The following is a 16,776-nucleotide window of genomic DNA, read 5'->3' as shown; positions in this document are numbered from 1 at the left end:
TAATCAGTTGTAGCGCATGTATCTCCATTGTCTCCGTGCCTCCTGGATGAACGGAATGTAGAACAGGATCAGGAGGACCGTCGGGAACATGACTGTTGACGGCAGCTTGTCTGCCGGAGCGGTTGTCCTGATCATATCGTCTGCGACGATATAATAATCGGATAGAGGGTGGTCGCTCAAATAATTGTCCGACATTCGGTTTAACTGTATTAATTGATCCATCTTCTGCTCGAGCTCCTGCGGATGAGATATCCTCATTTCACCCGAGATTTCCACGGTTTTTCCATTGAATACTTCCATAGCTTGCTTGTAACTTCCGATCATCATCACGGAAGCATTACCCGAATATCCGATGCAGACATACCCGCTTAGCCGATCCATTAGCCCGAGCTCCCTCGCTTCTTCCGCGTGTAGGTACCGATATGAGGAGGAGCCCTTGGCATCCTTGTCCTCGATTTCCAAAATACCCGTATATAAGGCGTTCGTTAGCTTTATTCGCACGTAATGCGTCCCAACCGGGAGACTATCCATGGCAGCGGCATCATGAACGGTGATGATCTGCGGAGGAACGAACATCGATTGCACATAAGCCCAGGCAGATTGCCCGGTATGCTTGACGATGGACTGGTTAATGATGAGATGAAGAATAACAATGATGGTCAAGACATGCCATCTCCGGGAAAAAAGCAGAACCGCGGCTCTTTTCAATCGGCTAAGCAATGGCAGCCGACCCAGCTCCATGTTGATTTCCCATCGCGCTTGCTTACGGGCAGAGCCTTTCAGATGATTAAAGGTACTCTCGGTATGGCGGTGAACTTCGGCTAGTCCAAGAACGGCCTCGATATCTTCCCCGTCAATCGCCAGCACCTGGTTGAAGTTTGTTTTAGCCTGATCCATGTTCCCCAGTCTCATTTGACATTGTCCTGCCAAGGCGAGGGCCTCGGCATGCTCCGGAGTTTGGTCCAGAACCTGATGCACATCTTCTAACGCCTCGGAAAATCTATTCATGCCGAACAGCAAACGGGCTCTCATCAGGAGCGCTTCACTATTCGCAGGGGCGAGCCGCATATAATCGTTGCAGGAAGCAAGGGCTTCCTCGCCATTTCCGGTTCGGCGATAGAATTCGGTTTGCAGCCGGAGCAAATCTTTATCGTCCTTAAAAATATCCAGTGCCTTGATGAGATTAACATGGGCGGTGCGTCTGTCGTCTTCGATAAGCGCAATGGCGACGGCCTCACGATAACGGAGAAAGTCCTCACGGCGCTCGTCCGCCATGTCCTGCGCTTGCAGGATGGCCGAGTAATCCATATGGAGTCCGGGAAAGTCCATGATGGCATAAGTATCTATTTTATGATAATCCTCGGCAAAATCCTCATCCTCCATGCTTCGTTCGCGCCAGCGGAAGTGCTCTTCAAGGATTCTCCAGACATCTCTTGGCAAAAAGTAATTTTGCTCGCAATAATCGAGCATTCTCTCGGCAACCGCCCGCTGGTAATCGATGTTCCACAGCACATCCGAGCCAAGGAGCTCCAGCCAGCGATGGGTGTCCATTCGGGCGGTGAAGTCCGAATATAATGCATGAACATCCGCCATGAATTCATCTACCGGATAGGCAGGCTCCTCGTATTCTTCATCAAAATCAAAATCATGGTCGGCATCAAGATCCTCATCAGGATCCTCATCATCGTCATCCCAATAGTTATCTTCGTTATGCTCTTCAGGCTGCTCGTCGCGGCCAAGGGTATCCCACTTTGGAAGGCGTGGAATGCGGAGGGGCTCCACATCCAACTCTTCAATGCTTTCTGAAGGATCCTCTTCCTTTGTGTCATCGGGATGGTCTTCTTCCTCTGAATTATGGGGAATCTCACTGAAAATCGGCCCTTCAAAAGAGAAGGAATCCGCATTCTGCTCCAATTCCTCATCATCATCGTCATCTTCTTCATATAGAATCTGTTCCTGCTGATGCTGTTTCGCCAGCTTCATGGCCCGGTCATAGGCCTCCCTTAGCCGCTGGTAGCCTTCGGGGTCATCTTCAGGGTGATGAATCTTCAACTGCTTGGCATAGGCTCGTCGAATGATGGTAGTGTCATAGGTTTGCTCAATGCCGAGAATTCCCCAGATGCTCAAAAGTAGTCACTCCACTTCTCCAGATGATCAAGCTGCTTTCTGAGCTTCGCAGCAGCTTTCTTGACCTCTTGTTCATTCTGGGAAGTAAGCACCCTCTCGAACTCCAGGAGTAGAAAAGCAATTTCTTCTCTTTTCTCGCCAAGCGCCTCTTCATACAGACGTTCGCCCCTGGCGAGCAGCAGCCGGTTTTCGCTGCGCTCGCGCGGATGGATTTTAATCCCCTTCAATTCATCCAATCGTCTGGCGATATCCTCCGGCGTAAGAACCCCCGGGTTCTTCTCGATGATCATTGTTTTCTTCATTCCGGTGCTCTGTGTCGTTACCTCAACCTCTAAAATTCCGTTAATATCGTATGTAAAACGTACGTCAATGGATTGCTCCCCGGCCTTATCGGGCGGGACATCGACTTCCAGCTCTCCCAGCTTGATGTTATTGGAGACTAGACGGCTTTCTCCTTGGTAGATATCTACGGCAATGATTTTTTGCTGATCATAAAGGGTGCAGTAGGATTCCACTTTACTAACCGGGATAGGCGTATTTCGCTCAATAATCGGCGAGAAATGACCATGCTCGAATTGATTGTTCCCGCCCATTCGTTTGGAGGTCTCGATCCCAAGCGTATATGGGCATACGTCCGTCAACACTACTTCCTTCAGGCTCTCGTTTCGCTCCTTGAGTGCGACCTGGATGGCCGCTCCAAGGGCAACGGTCTCATCGGGATTCACGCCGGCAAAAGGCAGACGCCCGAACATTTTCGACACGATCGACTTGATGACAGGCATTCGGGTCGCGCCCCCGATCAGAATGACAGCATCCATATCCCGTGGCGAAAGAGCTGCATCCCGCAGCGCGCGTTCGATAGGGTGGCGCAGACGCAGCATGAGCTGGGCGGCGATTTTCTCGTATTCGTTGCGATCGAGGGTGGTTTCATAGGTCGCATCCTCAATGGTAAAGGTCATTGTTCCGGTCGGATCTTGGCCAAGCGCCCGCTTGCACATCTCCGCCTGCTTGAACAGCGCGGAACGGGCTTTGAGATCCAGGGAGGTATAGTCGAGGCCCTGCTTTTGCACGAAATAAGAGACGAGCAGTTCTGTGAAATCCTCGCCGCCTAAATAGTTGTCTCCCGCAATGGACTTGACCTCCATGACGCCCTCAAAAAATTCGAGGATCGACACGTCAAAGGTGCCGCCCCCAAGGTCAAAGACCAGGAATTTGGTCTCCGATTCTTCCTGGTGCAAGCCATAGGCAATCGCCGCCGCCGTTGGTTCGCTGATCAGTCGCTCTACCTTCAAGCCTGCGAATTCAGCGGCGCGCTTCGTCGCTTTTCGCTGGGTGTCGTTGAAGTATGCCGGCACGCTGATGACGGCCTCGGTCACCTCTTCGCCAAAGAAAGCTTCGGCATCGGCCTTGAGCGATTTGATGACAAACGAAGAGAGCTCTTCCGGGCTAAAGGTATACTTGCCCAGCCGGTACAGCTTCTCTGTGCCCATATAGCGTTTAAAAGTCGAGGCAGTCAGATCAGGGTGTGTCATTAGCCGTTCTTTGGCGATTTGTCCGATTAGGATCTCGCCGTTATCGTCTACCCCGACGACGGAGGGAGTCAGATGCTCTCCGTAAACATTCGGTATTATTTTTGGACCTTCTTCCGTCCAATAGGCCACCAGACTATGGGTGGTTCCTAAATCGATCCCAATCATTGTCATTTAGGAAACCTCTTTCTTTAATAATATGTATTAATCTATAGGTATATATCGACAGATTTTATCATAAATTTCATAATTTGCTGATAGAAGAATTGTGCCGTTGGGATCATGTCCCCGGCACCTTAAATGTGGTAGTATTCAGATTCAGTATATAAATTGGAGAAATATATTATATGACCAAAGCGAAATAATGATATATAATGATCTGGAAATTATAGATAGATGGAGTCGATATGATGAGTGTTCAAAGTAATAATAACGAACGGAAGAAAGACCGATTTTCTTCTACCGGGTTTATAATGGCCGCGATCGGGAGCTCCGTGGGCCTGGGGAACATGTGGAAATTCCCTTACATTACCGGTGAAAACGGCGGGGCTGCATTTTTCCTGCTCTTTATTATCTGTTTGTTGATTATAGGGCTGCCAGTGCTTCTAGCTGAGCTGGCGATCGGCCGCAGCGGCCGGGGCAGCGCTGCAACGGCCTTCGTAAGGGTCGGCGGGAAGCCTGGATGGAAGGGCCTGGGTATTCTGCAGGTCATCGCTCCCTTTATGATTTTGTCGTTCTACATCATCGTTGCAGGCTGGACGCTGCACTATGCGGTGACGGCTTTTAGCGGGAATTTGTTCAGCGATACGGATTTTGCCGGGCAATTCTCCCATTTCGTATCCGGTTATATGCCGCTCTTCTGGCAATTCGTTGCTCTGCTGATCACAGGCGGCGTTGTTATTCTCGGGATTTCCGGGGGGATTGAGAAATTCAATAAAATCCTGATCCCGAGTCTCGTTGTTCTGTTGATCGTCCTAATGATTCGGGCAGTGACCCTTCCGGGAGCTGAGGCTGGGGTATCCTTCTTCCTCAAACCGGATTTCTCCCAATTGACCGCGGAATCGGCATTGGTGGCGCTGGGCCATGCATTCTTCTCTTTGTCGCTCGGGATGGGTATACTGTTGACGTATGGTTCCTATGTGCGGAAGGAGCAGTCCCTTGGCTCAGCGACGCTGGCTATCGGAGCGGGCGATTTGATCTACGCGTTCATTGCCGGGCTGATCATTTTCCCGACGACCTTCTCGTTTGGGATCGCTCCGGATCAGGGGCCGTCGCTCGTATTTATTGCGTTGCCGGCTGCGTTCTCGGCTATGCCGTTTGGAGCGTTCTTCGGGGGATTGTTCTTCGTCCTGCTGGCCATCGCTGCCTTGACGTCGGCAGTATCCCTGCTGGAGGTTCCTGTATCATATACGATGGAGCGCTTCGGCTGGAGCCGCAAACGGTCGGTCTGGATTCTTATCCTGCTACTCTTCCTGCTTGGGGTGCCTTCTTCGTTGTCTCTGGGCATGGTTCCTGAGCTTACGTTTGGCGGGAAAGCCTTCTTTGATTGGGTGGATTTCATAACATCCAACATCATGCTGCCGATCGGCGGGCTGGCGATTACGATCTTCGCAGGGTACTTCTGGAAGGGGGCGGCGGAAGCTTCCGGCCTGCGTGCTGGCTGGTTCCGGGTGTGGCTGTTCATGCTGCGCTACATCGCGCCGATTCTTGTATTCCTAGTGCTGCTGCATACTTCGGGCATTATCAAGTTTAAATAAGAAAGAAGCTCTCCCTGCAAACCATTCATTCTTGGTTTCGGGAGAGCCTTTTTTTAATTTGAGAGGTTTACAATTAGAGAGCGTTTAGGTTGGAGTCTTTCTGGCGGCCGGGCCGACTCGCGACAGCTCGGGTGGTTGCCTTCGGCTCTGCGGGTTGCCTGCGTTCCTTCTGACCTTTGCGCTGAACCAGATTGTTGCGCACGATGGCAAAAATGACAAGCAGTGTACCGCAGATTTCGAACATCGAAACATGATACCCCTGGAAGGCCATAATGACCAAGGTGGTAACCGGAACGAAGTTGATATACAGAATTCCGTTCAGCGGCGTCAGCATCTTCAATCCTGCGTTCCAGCTTAAGAGAGCCACGATGCCCGGCAGCAGGATCATAAAGGCCATTTCCCATTTAACGGCGTCCAGTGTCTGCATGGAAGGAGCAGGCAGCAAGCCTGACAGCGTAGCGAAGAATACGATAACCAGCGATACCAAGCTGCCCAAGATACAGGTCAAGGTTGAGTACCGTAGAACCGACCATTCCTTAAAGCGGCTTCCTCCCATCGAATACAGCACCCATCCTGTAACCCCGAGCAGAATAAGCAGCAGCGGGAACAGCGATTTGCCAGCTGCCGCAAAGAAGGCAAGTTTGCCGTTGGTAATAACGAGCACGGCACCTGCTAGACATAGGAGCATACTGACGATTGTATACCCGGGCGGTTTCTCCTTCGCGGTAATCCAGACGAATAGGACTGAAATCATCGGCATGAGTACTTCGATTAATGAGGCGGTGATCGTGCCGGTATCCCCCATTAGATGCTGCCCCGTGAAGACGAGCATATTATATACGACAAAAGCCATTATGCCGTAAAAGAGGAGAGCCTTCCCCTTTCCCTCCAGGCGAAAAGCTGCTTTTCCCTCCTTCATCCACAGAATGGCTGTGAGAATGACGGCAACGACGCCATAACGGATAAAAGAGAAATAGAATGGATCAATTTTCTGCAAAGCGACATGCGCGACGGGGAACATCGCTCCCCAGGACATACTTGCGATAAGACATAGGGCCGATCCCATGATGACTTGCTTCTTATTCATTTCATCGTTCTCCTTAACCATTTCCGGACTAGTATTTATTACAAATGATAAATTAATCACAGACAGCAGTAAAATGATTGTAAATCAATTTATCCATCATTTATAATGATATCTAAATAGGGAGTCAGATGGAGGAGAACGGGAATGGACTTGAATGACTTGCGGATATTCCAGTGTGTTGCGCTTCACGGCAGCATCAGCAAAGCCGCACAGGAGCTAAGTTATGTGCAGTCTAATGTCACGGCCAGAATCAAGCTGCTGGAGCGTGAGCTGCATACCGAACTATTTTACCGGCATAACCGGGGAATGATTCTTAATACGGAAGGGAAGCGGCTGCTGGAGTATGCGAATGATATTCTAGCTAAATTCGATGAGATGAGGAAAGTATTTCAGGGCTCGGCCACACCGTCCGGCATACTAGAGATCGGCATCGTGGAGACGGTAATCGCGCTGCCGGAGCTGTTATCCTCTTATTTGCAAAATTACCCCAACGTTGATCTGTCTCTGAAGGCGGGCGTCACCGAGCAGCTGCTTCAGGAAGTGATTGACTTCAAGCTGGACGGCGCGTTTGTGACAGGCCCTATCCAGCATCCGCTGATTGAGCAGTACGAGGTGTTCCAGGAGGAGCTGGTGATCGTCTCTAAGGGAACGAAGTTTTCAATCGACGATATTACCGCTAAACCTCTCCTGCTATACAATAAAGGCTGCAGCTACCGCGAAAGATTGGAGAGCTGGCTTAGGGAAGAGGGCATCGTTCCGAAGAAAATCATGGAATTCGGCACGTTCGACACGATTATCGGCAGCGTGGCCGCCGGCATCGGACTGACGATCGTACCGGAATCCACAGTCGGATACGTGGTTGCGCAGGGAACGCTCCACTGCCATCGGGTGCCGGACCCTTATCGTGAGGTTACCACAGTTTTTATTCGCCGGAAGGACTCTCACATCACGAGCTCGATCCAGGCTTTTATCGATGAAATTATTAAAGTGGGAAACGCGCTGCCGATGGTTTGATAGGCCATGGAACTCGGCAGCGGATTTTTGTGCATATAAAATACATGGATTTTGATGCTTTTGGAGCATTTGTGAACTTTAATTAGGTAAAGTCAGTAATTATGCATTATAATTTAGTAATTATACATTCGGCGCTTGCTGATATAAAAATAAAGGATGGTGTATATATGATTGTAGGGGTGCCTAAAGAGATTAAAAACAATGAGCATCGCGTTGGCATGACGCCTGCTTCGGTATTGTCCTACGTCCAGGCTGGGCATCAGGTATGGATCGAGAGCGGGGCAGGACTTAGCGTCGGATTCACGGATGAGGATTATGGGGCCGCAGGCGCTAAAATCGTGCCCACGGCAGCCGATGCCTGGTCGGCAGAGATGATCGTCAAAGTGAAGGAGCCGGTAGCCGAGGAGTTTCAGTACCTCCGTGAAGGCCTCATTTTGTTTGCTTACCTCCACCTGGCTCCCGAGCCTTCGCTAACCAAGGAGCTTACCGACCGCGGCGTGACCGCTATCGCTTACGAGACGATTCAGCTAGAGACGGGCGCATTGCCGCTCCTGTCGCCGATGAGCGAGGTTGCGGGACGGATGGCGATACAGATCGGCTCTCATTTCCTGGAGAAATCCAATGGCGGCAAAGGCGTTCTGCTCAGCGGTGTGCCTGGCGTGGAGCCCGGCAGGGTAACGATTATCGGCGGAGGCATGGTCGGCGTTAACGCGGCCAAAGTCGCGCTTGGCCTTGGGGCCGACGTGCGCATTATCGACTTGAATCTCGACCGGTTGCGCCAGTTGGATGATTTGTTCCAGGGCCGGGTCAAGACGCTCGTTTCCAATCCGTTCAGCATTGCCGACGCTGTCAAGCAGGCCGATCTTCTGATCGGAGCCGTTCTGATTCCGGGAGCGCGTACGCCAAGGCTCGTTAGCGAAGAGATGGTGAAGACGATGTCTCCGGGCTCCGTTATTGTCGATGTGGCCGTAGATCAAGGCGGTTCCATTGAGACGATCGACCGGATTACGACGCATGATCAACCGACTTACGTCAAGCATGGGGTAATCCACTATGCTGTGGCGAACATGCCTGGGGCGGTAGCACGCACCTCGACATTGGCATTGACGAATGTGACCACGCCGTATGGCTTGCAAATTGCCAACAAGGGATATGCACAAGCAGCTCTGGACAACACCGCATTGGCAAAGGGCATTAACGTCCTAAGCGGCCACGTGACCTACAAGGCTGTAGCCGACGCGCAGAATCTGTCTTATACAGACGTATACAGCTTACTGAATGCGTAGACTGCACAACTTAAGATTTATGTAAGATATGCGTAAGGAAAATGAGAACACCCCTCTCTATGATGGTTTCATAAGAGGGGTGTTTGTTGTTTATACGGCAGCGGCAGCCTCAAATAAATACGGATGAGTGATGAGGGGAGGAGCGTATTATTATGAGGAAGCATCAGGTCTTGAAGTGGATTTTTTATATTTGCGTCGCTTCATTTCTTTTAAACGGCATGATTTATTTGGCGACAAAATCAAATGATTCGCTAATCAGCTTGCTGTGTGCGACGGGGCTCGGACTGATTATGGGGATCGGCGCGCTGCTGACGCGCAAATCGAATTAGAGGGATTCCCGGTTTTGGCGTCGTCGCCGGATATATTCCTCAGGCGTGCTGCCGATGATCGCCTTGAAGTCCCGGATGAAATGAGATTGGTCGAAATAACCCAGCTCGGCAGCAAGCTCGGGGAGCGGCGAGGCATAGCCGTAATCAAGCAGCTCGGCGGCATTTTGCAGACGATACAATTGAATGACCCATTTCGGATGTACGCCCACGTATTGGTTGAACAATCGCTGCAGTGTGCGGATGCTCATTTGCGCGTGCTCGGAAAGCTGCTTCACCGCCGTAAGTTCGCGATGATGGTTAATGTGATCGATCAGATCGTTAAGCAGCGTAACATTAGGATCCTGCTGTGGCAGACGCTCCAGCAATAAGGCGTCCATGGCGCCAATCATGTCAGCGGTGCCTGGAAGCTGGAGGAGGCTGTCCTCCAATTGCCGCGGGGCAATTCCGAGAATATCCAGCGTGCTCATGCCTCCTCCGCTCAGTTTGGACACAGGGCTCTTCATAAAGGGGTAGAATCCGCCCGGCTTGAATTTAACCCCGAGCACCTTGCCTTTCCCTTCGAGCAGATGGGAGTATTTCACTGTAGAGACGCCGAAGATCGCGGTCTTCCGATGCTCTACCACCATATTGACGCATGGATTGGGGAGCACATCCTGCTGGTAGGAGGGTTGTCCGCTCAAGTCCCATTCAATGATCCAGTAATGCTTCACGAAGTAGCGAAGCGCTTCTGCCGGGGCATGGCGTGTCAGCTGGAACTTCTTCTCTCCTTCTGGCAGATTTAATACTCCCATACTGGGCCTTGGCGGTTTAGAAACCTGCTGCATCGTATCACTCCTGACATTTGGGTTGCTGTGTCGCGTTTTTACAATACCTGGTTGTCTACCATGATTATAATAACGTTAGCCGTGGCGCAACAAGCTAAAAAGGAGTGATTTACATTGGAATTGAAATACGAGTTTTATATCAACGCCGAGCCGGGGAAAGTGTGGGATGCGCTGATTCAGCCGGGAGGAACCAAGGCTGCCTTTTTTGATTGCACTCTGCGTTCTACCTTCGAAGAGGGGGCTTCTTTCGCTTACGTAGGGCCTGGAGCTGAGGGGGAGGAGACAGTCCATCTATACGGGGAGGTGCTGGCCTTCGAACCGCATAAAGTATTCAGCTGCAGAGAGCATCCTGGTCCCGCCTATTATGACAATCATGCTGAGTTGGAATCGCGGTTTACCTTTACGCTTGACGCTGTGGGCAAATGCACGAAGCTGACTTTGGTCAATGACCAGTTTACTCCGAACCATCCTAGTTTCCAGAAGGCAGAACAGAGCTGGTGGATGATTTTGAGCAGCATTAAAACCTATGTGGAAACAGGAAACACACTTGATTTTGGCTGGTAGTTTGGCCTAAAGCGGCATAATGATGAAGAGAGAAGGGCGTCCCTTGAGGGGCGCCCTTAGTTTTTTGATTTCAATTTCCACTCATCTATATCTTTAGCATCAATATGGAGTATACTGCAAATCAGCAACGCCAGCGTTACGGAAGGAATACCTACTCCATATTCAATATTTTGATAATTCCGCAACGTACAACTCATGCTTTCATTGATTTTGTACACCAATGATTCTTGAGTGTAACCGGCTGCTTCTCTAGCATCTCTAAGCTTCAATTCATTGGCTCCTTAATTAGTATCACTTTGTAAAATTTATGATACCTAAGAAAGGAAAAATATATCACGTAAATTAAAACATGTATTATAATTGACGTAGTATATTTCACGAAATAAAATTCGTTTAAACAATTGACCATTGTAAAATTTAAACTTATTATTACATATAAGAGGTTAATTTTCCTTAATTTTGTATTTTAATGATTTGATAGGTGGGTTTGATATGAAAGCTACAACCACAATTCAAATTGAATTGGATAATTATCTGAAAAGAAATGGTTATACGTTACAGTATTTTTCTGAACAATCGGGAATCAATGTTGGTACATTAAGCCGCATTGTAAACGGTAACCGCCCGATTTCTATGGAACAATTGGATCGCTTAACAGCAGGTATGGGTCTTGAAGAAGGTACCCTATATGATTTGTTCGTTGATGATTTCTTTGTACATCATTCACTTAATTGGCGACGGTTGCGGCCATTTTTACTTCGGTGTGCAGAGTTAAAGAAGTATGGTTGTATTCAAAAAATATTATCCTATTTACTGGATGACTTGAAGCAAATACCTAATTTATTTATTACAGCGGAGATCATGTATGAGAATGGCTGGAAAGAGGCCGCCGCGATTCTTTACTCCTGTGTCGTTGAGACTGAAAAATATCAGCATGCAGAGCGATTGGCAATTAGTCAGTATAGGTTGTTTCAATTGTCACTAGGATCAGATACAACAATAAATCTTCGAGCAGCTATAAAATTTGAGCCGTATAAAGATAGAATACCTTTAAACTTACGACTTGATGCGTTATTGCTATTGGCTAACATAGCTTTTACGTTGCAGGACTGGGCTAAAATGGAGTATATTGCTGATGAACTTCTTGCTCTTGCTCAATTCGTGTATTCTGATAGGGAGTTAAAAGAAGAGCAGACATTTAAAACTGAACGTCATTTGGTAGTTTATTATGGTCAAGGCTATCTAATAAAAAGCTCCGCTTTAGAACACCAGGGCCGCTACGAAGAAGCAAAAGAATTTATTTATGGTTATGCTGACCTTAGCTGGTTTGAGGGCTTAGATGATGAGGGGGTAAAGGAAGTTGAAAAATTTAAATTGTTCGCTGAGGCTAATTTACATAATATAAATTTACTAATGGGTAATTTTGAGGGTTTAAAAGATTATCTTACATTTCTAACAAAGTATCCTCATGAAGTTCTTCCAAGCTCTGTTATTATACTTATGGCTGCTAATAAATATCATGTTCGGATTGATAAAGTACTTGATCAATTACTTGGGTTAATTAGGGCACATAAGAATAATTATTACCACGAAGCGAATTATACGAACCGGTATATTAACTTTTACTATCAGCTAGCACTATACCAATTAAATGGGATGGAAGAAGACGGGATTGATAATATTCTTCGTAGTCTTCAAATTTCGATTAAAGTAAATAATACAGGTCGAATATTGGATTGCATTTCATTATATGAGAAGCATAAAAGGTTTTGTACAAATGAGCAGAGACTAACATATGAAAAGATGGTCAAGGAGGCAAATCATAATGAGAAGGTTAATAGTTTCATTGATGTTACTAGTCAGTCTTAGTGTTGTTGCAAATGTTGCATTAAATCCACCAGTTAGTAGTAGTATTACTGCTTTAGATAACGGCATTGGAAGTTAACAATCAAAAAAATTTAAGAGCAATGCTTTGTCGTTGTAACTCAAATAGCATGTAGAAGGTAATCCCAATTTTAGGGCTTACCTTTTTTGTTTTTAAATAAATAAAACTATGTGTTGATGATCAATCTGTAAAATACGACATAACCTTCTAGAATATTACAGTAGGAGGTGTGGATTATGGCGCAACCTGTAATAATTCTTAAAAAAAGAATTGAAGAGGCAAGGCAAAAGTTGCATCGCTTAGAATTACTGTATGGAGGATTGCAGCATCCTAAGGTACTAGAGCAATCCATACTATTGGATGAACTTATTAATAAATATAATAGAATAACATACCGAAATCGTGTGAAGGCGAATTGTGAACAAGATATACAGGTCGTTCCATGATCGCGAACAAATTTGCACAAAATGATAGGATGGCATATACTTTGAATGTTCTGAAATGGGAATATACGGAAAAGGAAATAGGGAGTGTCGATATCCTTGAAGCAGGGTCTTGAAGAATTGCCAGTGCCGCCCTATCGGCCTGTATCGATGTTGCTGAGGCGCGCAGGGGCAACCCTAATCGATTATATACTGTTCGCCGCACTGGTTCGTTCGGCGATGAATATAGATCAGCTATTTATGATGCAGCACACGCATACTTTTATTGTACAACTGGGTGTTATCGTTCTGATATTGTCTTACTATGTACTGCTTGAAGGCTTGACGGGCTGTACGATCGGCAAACGCGTTATGCGCATCCGCGTGGTCGACCGATACGGGGAGCCACCGGGGCTGTCAAAAGCGTTCATCCGCAGCGTGCTCCGCGTGCTTGACTGTAATCCGCTGCTGCTTGGCGGTCTGCCCGCTGCTCTAGGTATTGTTATGACGGAACGGGGACAACGGCTTGGGGATGTGGCAGCGCGGACCTATGTGGTCAAGGCGGGGGATTTGCCCGCATATGCCATGAACCGCAGCAAGGAGGTTATTGCCATCACCTTTGCGGCAGCACCGATTGTGCTGGCGGCGGTGCTCCCGATGATCGTCCGGTTCAATCCGCTTTCGGAAGGGAACGGGTTTAAAAAAGAAGCAAACTACAGCAATGAGAAAATACATATCAGTCATAATGGAAAGTTCAAAATTACGACGAGCCCCGACTGGCTCTTCGATCCTAATCTGGACAATGAGGCGGAGATTTCGATTTCCAACCGGTTCTCCAATAAATATTTAGCCCTTTTCTCTGAGTCTAAGAAGCGCTTCAAGGGTGACTGTACGCTGGAGCAATATCAGAAATACGCCGAGCAAAGTTTTGCTTCAGGCCTTGCCCATTCGCCAATATATAAGCCGCGGGCTACTGTAATTAACGGATATCCAGCTTATCAGTTTGCCGTTGAACAGGAAGTGAACGGGGTAAAGGTTGCATATATTGTGACCACGATTGAGACGAAGCAGTATTATCATTGGATCACAGTATGGACGGATGCCGCAAAATATAAGGAATATCAGCAGGAGCTGCATTCTGTGATCAGAACTTTTAACAATTTCACTACTTAGTTCCGTCGTTTAACCTGAGGTTGGACGAGCGGAACTATTTTTTTGGCTTTCTCAAAAGCTTGCCTTGACTTTTTGAACCTACATTTTTAGATAATTGTGTATAGTAAATACTAGAACGCTATGGCGAAGGATGTGTAGTCTTGTCAAAACTTTTGCGGATTAATACGCTGCGTAACCAAATTTTACTCGGCTTCATGCTGGTCATGATCATCGTGTTGGCTTCTGTAGGCTATATTACGTTCGGTCAAGTCTCCGTCCTGCTGCGCAACAATGCGGAGAAGCATATTCAGCAAACCGCAGTTCAAGCTACGGGCAAGCTGGATGCTCTTCTGCAGCAAATCAATACGCTGACTGCCCAGGTGGCGATGAGTGCAACGACCCAGCGGCTGCTCTCCGATGAGATGGCAGGGATGCCGATCAGCTTCGCAGATCGCCAGCTTCTCCAGCAGGAGGTGCGCAAATATGAAGCTTATGCGACAGGCATACGCTCGCTTGAGTTATACACGGCCGATTACCAGAGGCTGCTTCCGCTAGATGACTTTAGATTAACCGAGCGGGTGTCCAGCGGGTGGATTGACCAGGTCGATGAGCAAATGGGCCGGCTGGTGTGGTTTGGACTCGATCCCCAGAATCCGGATGGAGTCATTGCGATTCGCAGTATCCGGCTGATCGACAAGTCGTTCTCGCATGCCGGGTATTTAATGGTTCATATTGAGAAAAGCTACTTCGAGCTCGCCGAGGCGACGGAGCGCGAAATGCGCGAGTCGATGGGGCTCTTCGACAAAAACGGACGAACGATTTTCTCCGATTTCCCCCAAGAGGTGGATTCGAGGGCGCTGCTCAGCCATGTAGGGGAAAATATTACGATTGACGGCAAAGCCTATATCGCTATTCAGAAGCAGTCTGAAGCCACGGGTTGGACGCTAGCGATTCTGACTCCGATGGGTTACGTCACCGAGGGAATTTCGGTGCTTCGTACTACGATTCTCGTATCGGGTATGGTTGGCGGCTTGCTCTTTCTGATTTTTACCCTTATTCTATCCACGATGATTACACGTCCTATTCTGAATCTGATCAAGGCGATGCGCGGTGCTCGCTTCGGTACGTTGAAGCCCAGCCCGATTACGTCTACGACGATGGAGATCCATGAGCTGAACAACTCTTACAATCAAATGGTTGTCGATCTGAACGAACTGATTGAAGTCGTCTATGAGAAGGAAATCATCCAGAGCCGGACGGAGCTGAAGGCGCTCCAGGCTCAGATCAACCCGCATTTTCTGTTTAACACGCTCGAGGCGTTCTACTGGGAGCTGGAGGATAAAGGGGAAGAAGAGCTGGCCCAGATCATTGTGGCGATGTCCGGACTATTCCGCTACGTCATTAATAAGACGGATGAGGATGAGTGGGTAACGCTCGGCGATGAGCTGGATCATGCGGAAAGATATTTGAAAATTATGGCCATGCGTATGATGGACAGGCTGTCGTGGCGAATTGAAGCCGATGAGGACTGCCGCCGGGTACCTGTACCGAAGCTGCTGATTCAGCCGCTTGTTGAAAATGCCATATTGCACGGCGTAGAGCAGCGAGTAGGACCGGGCACGGTCGTTTTGCGGGTAGAGCAAGCCAGCCGACCCGGATTTACCAGGGTAATCGTACAGGACGACGGCCCAGGCATGGATCAGGAGAAGCTCCGCTCCTTGTACGCCGTGATGCGAAAGGGGCATGTGAGCGCCACGAAGGGACATGGCATCGGCATGGTTAACGTAGAGCGGAGGCTGCGGCTCAGCTTTGACTCCAACACGGATGGACTTGAGATTAAGAGTGAGAAGGGACAGGGGACGACGGTGTCCTTTGAAATACCGACTGAATATGGGAGTGACAATGAGTCATGAAGACGATACTTATCGTAGATGATGAACCAAGGACAAGGGACGGCGTCCGCAAAACATTGGAGGCCTGGTCCTCAGGCCGTTACCGGATCGAGACCGCATCCAGCGGCGTGGAAGCTTTGGAGTGGCTGCAGGAGGACGAAGCCAATCTGCTCGTGACTGATATACGGATGCCGGAAATCGGGGGTCTTGATCTTATTGAGCGGCTGGAGAATTTGAAGAATCCGCCCGTCGTTATCGTCATCTCCGGTCATCCAGAGTTTGACTATGCGCAGAAGGCGCTCAAATTCGGCGTAATCGAATATTTATTGAAGCCGCTGGATAAAGTAAAACTCATTCAGGCTGTCGAGCTCGCTCTGCAGCGGGAGGAGAATATTCACCGGATCGAGCGGATGGAGAAGCTGGTCGATCCGAAGCTCATGGAGACCATGGAGCATGAGAATGCATACAGCACCCCGGTGCGCGATGCGATCCGTTATTTGGACGAGCATTTGCACGAATCTGTATCCATGCGCGACCTGGCGGATCACCTTCATATGAACGCCAGCTATTTCAGCGTGCTGTTCAAGGACCAGACGGGCCTTACATTCAGCGAATATTTGACAAAGCAAAGAATCCAGAGGGCGAAGGTGCTGCTTACCACAACGGCTCTTCCTATCGCCGAGATTGCGGAGAGGGTCGGATACCAGACGGCCAGATATTTCGTCAAAGTCTTCCGCGAGACGGAGCTGGTAAGCCCTGGGCAATATAGAAGCAGCGTGAAAGACTCGGACGGCACAATCCAATAATAGTGGCATAAATCCCAATCCCTCTATCATTACGGCATGATCCTACCATTGTTACAATTTAATTAAGCGGAATGAAACCGCTAGCATTCGTAGAAAAGGGGT

15 protein-coding genes are annotated in these 16,776 nt (G+C 48.6%); 10 read left to right on the top strand and 5 right to left on the bottom strand.

Annotation, left to right across the window (positions count from 1 at the left end; translation table 11 throughout):
* Nucleotides 1-3 precede the first annotated feature (3 nt).
* On the bottom strand, nucleotides 4-2,127 hold the full coding sequence (locus ACYUJT_RS09450; RefSeq protein WP_460320974.1) for a tetratricopeptide repeat protein: 2,124 nt from the start codon (nucleotides 2,125-2,127) through the stop codon (nucleotides 4-6).
* Entirely contained in the window at nucleotides 2,124-3,830 is a 1,707-nt protein-coding gene (locus ACYUJT_RS09445) for a molecular chaperone HscC (RefSeq protein WP_460320972.1), read from the bottom strand. Before ACYUJT_RS09445 ends, ACYUJT_RS09450 begins: the two co-directional genes overlap by 4 nt.
* 236 nt (nucleotides 3,831-4,066) lie before the next feature.
* Between ACYUJT_RS09445 and ACYUJT_RS09440 the strand changes: the two genes are divergently transcribed.
* Nucleotides 4,067-5,413, top strand: coding sequence for a sodium-dependent transporter (locus ACYUJT_RS09440; RefSeq protein ID WP_460320970.1), 1,347 nt, complete (start codon nucleotides 4,067-4,069; stop codon nucleotides 5,411-5,413).
* 73 nt (nucleotides 5,414-5,486) lie between these two features.
* Here the strand turns inward: ACYUJT_RS09440 and ACYUJT_RS09435 are convergent, their stop codons facing one another.
* Nucleotides 5,487-6,500 (bottom strand): DMT family transporter, encoded by a 1,014-nt coding sequence (locus ACYUJT_RS09435; protein ID WP_460320968.1) that lies wholly within the window; start codon nucleotides 6,498-6,500, stop codon nucleotides 5,487-5,489.
* A gap of 144 nt (nucleotides 6,501-6,644) precedes the next feature.
* Here ACYUJT_RS09435 and ACYUJT_RS09430 point away from each other — a divergent pair, with 144 nt between their 5' ends.
* The 3 genes from ACYUJT_RS09430 to ACYUJT_RS09420 all read left to right on the top strand — a co-directional run bounded on the left by ACYUJT_RS09430 (nucleotide 6,645) and on the right by ACYUJT_RS09420 (nucleotide 9,129).
* Entirely contained in the window at nucleotides 6,645-7,514 is an 870-nt protein-coding gene (locus tag ACYUJT_RS09430; protein ID WP_460320966.1) for a LysR family transcriptional regulator, read from the top strand.
* Between the two features lie 167 nt (nucleotides 7,515-7,681).
* Complete coding sequence (gene ald, locus ACYUJT_RS09425; RefSeq protein ID WP_460320964.1) at nucleotides 7,682-8,800, top strand: alanine dehydrogenase; 1,119 nt, start codon at nucleotides 7,682-7,684, stop codon at nucleotides 8,798-8,800.
* 152 nt (nucleotides 8,801-8,952) lie between these two features.
* Nucleotides 8,953-9,129: a hypothetical protein gene (locus tag ACYUJT_RS09420; RefSeq protein ID WP_460320961.1), complete on the top strand. Its 177-nt coding sequence runs from the start codon at nucleotides 8,953-8,955 to the stop codon at nucleotides 9,127-9,129.
* Here ACYUJT_RS09420 and ACYUJT_RS09415 read toward each other — a convergent pair.
* Nucleotides 9,126-9,920: a DUF6597 domain-containing transcriptional factor gene (locus ACYUJT_RS09415; protein ID WP_460320958.1), complete on the bottom strand. Its 795-nt coding sequence runs from the start codon at nucleotides 9,918-9,920 to the stop codon at nucleotides 9,126-9,128. The genes ACYUJT_RS09420 and ACYUJT_RS09415 overlap by 4 nt on opposite strands.
* 147 nt (nucleotides 9,921-10,067) lie before the next feature.
* Between ACYUJT_RS09415 and ACYUJT_RS09410 the strand changes: the two genes are divergently transcribed.
* Nucleotides 10,068-10,517: an SRPBCC family protein gene (locus ACYUJT_RS09410; protein WP_460320956.1), complete on the top strand. Its 450-nt coding sequence runs from the start codon at nucleotides 10,068-10,070 to the stop codon at nucleotides 10,515-10,517.
* Between the two features lie 56 nt (nucleotides 10,518-10,573).
* Here ACYUJT_RS09410 and ACYUJT_RS09405 read toward each other — a convergent pair whose 3' ends face one another.
* On the bottom strand, nucleotides 10,574-10,786 hold the full coding sequence (locus tag ACYUJT_RS09405) for a helix-turn-helix transcriptional regulator (RefSeq protein ID WP_460320954.1): 213 nt from the start codon (nucleotides 10,784-10,786) through the stop codon (nucleotides 10,574-10,576).
* A 223-nt stretch (nucleotides 10,787-11,009) separates the two neighbouring features.
* Here ACYUJT_RS09405 and ACYUJT_RS09400 point away from each other — a divergent pair, with 223 nt between their 5' ends.
* The 5 genes from ACYUJT_RS09400 to ACYUJT_RS09380 all read left to right on the top strand — a co-directional run bounded on the left by ACYUJT_RS09400 (nucleotide 11,010) and on the right by ACYUJT_RS09380 (nucleotide 16,674).
* Nucleotides 11,010-12,386, top strand: coding sequence for a helix-turn-helix domain-containing protein (locus ACYUJT_RS09400; protein WP_460320952.1), 1,377 nt, complete (start codon nucleotides 11,010-11,012; stop codon nucleotides 12,384-12,386).
* A 252-nt stretch (nucleotides 12,387-12,638) separates the two neighbouring features.
* Nucleotides 12,639-12,848, top strand: coding sequence for a Spo0E family sporulation regulatory protein-aspartic acid phosphatase (locus tag ACYUJT_RS09395; RefSeq protein ID WP_460320950.1), 210 nt, complete (start codon nucleotides 12,639-12,641; stop codon nucleotides 12,846-12,848).
* Between the two features lie 96 nt (nucleotides 12,849-12,944).
* Nucleotides 12,945-13,997, top strand: a complete 1,053-nt coding sequence (locus tag ACYUJT_RS09390) for an RDD family protein (RefSeq protein ID WP_460320948.1) — start codon at nucleotides 12,945-12,947, stop codon at nucleotides 13,995-13,997.
* A gap of 140 nt (nucleotides 13,998-14,137) precedes the next feature.
* Complete coding sequence (locus ACYUJT_RS09385; protein ID WP_460320946.1) at nucleotides 14,138-15,889, top strand: cache domain-containing sensor histidine kinase; 1,752 nt, start codon at nucleotides 14,138-14,140, stop codon at nucleotides 15,887-15,889.
* Complete coding sequence (locus ACYUJT_RS09380) at nucleotides 15,886-16,674, top strand: response regulator transcription factor (RefSeq protein WP_460320944.1); 789 nt, start codon at nucleotides 15,886-15,888, stop codon at nucleotides 16,672-16,674. Before ACYUJT_RS09385 ends, ACYUJT_RS09380 begins: the two co-directional genes overlap by 4 nt.
* Nucleotides 16,675-16,776 lie beyond the last annotated feature (102 nt).

Source organism: Paenibacillus sp. YSY-4.3 (genome assembly GCF_054767475.1).
The sequence above is the reverse complement of the archived record's forward strand: the minus strand, read 5'-3'. Positions and strand labels throughout refer to the sequence as shown.

Bases quoted from the DNA above. Each gene is read 5' to 3' on its own strand.
- ACYUJT_RS09445 (WP_460320972.1), bottom strand. From the start codon at position 3,830: ATGACAATGATTGGGATCGATTTAGGAACCACCCATAGTCTGGTGGCC.
- ACYUJT_RS09440 (WP_460320970.1), top strand. From the start codon at position 4,067: ATGAGTGTTCAAAGTAATAATAACGAACGGAAGAAAGACCGATTTTCT.
- ACYUJT_RS09435 (WP_460320968.1), bottom strand. From the start codon at position 6,500: ATGAATAAGAAGCAAGTCATCATGGGATCGGCCCTATGTCTTATCGCA.
- ACYUJT_RS09430 (WP_460320966.1), top strand. From the start codon at position 6,645: ATGGACTTGAATGACTTGCGGATATTCCAGTGTGTTGCGCTTCACGGC.
- ald (WP_460320964.1), top strand. From the start codon at position 7,682: ATGATTGTAGGGGTGCCTAAAGAGATTAAAAACAATGAGCATCGCGTT.
- ACYUJT_RS09420 (WP_460320961.1), top strand. From the start codon at position 8,953: ATGAGGAAGCATCAGGTCTTGAAGTGGATTTTTTATATTTGCGTCGCT.
- ACYUJT_RS09415 (WP_460320958.1), bottom strand. From the start codon at position 9,920: ATGGGAGTATTAAATCTGCCAGAAGGAGAGAAGAAGTTCCAGCTGACA.
- ACYUJT_RS09400 (WP_460320952.1), top strand. From the start codon at position 11,010: ATGAAAGCTACAACCACAATTCAAATTGAATTGGATAATTATCTGAAA.
- ACYUJT_RS09395 (WP_460320950.1), top strand. From the start codon at position 12,639: ATGGCGCAACCTGTAATAATTCTTAAAAAAAGAATTGAAGAGGCAAGG.
- ACYUJT_RS09380 (WP_460320944.1), top strand. From the start codon at position 15,886: ATGAAGACGATACTTATCGTAGATGATGAACCAAGGACAAGGGACGGC.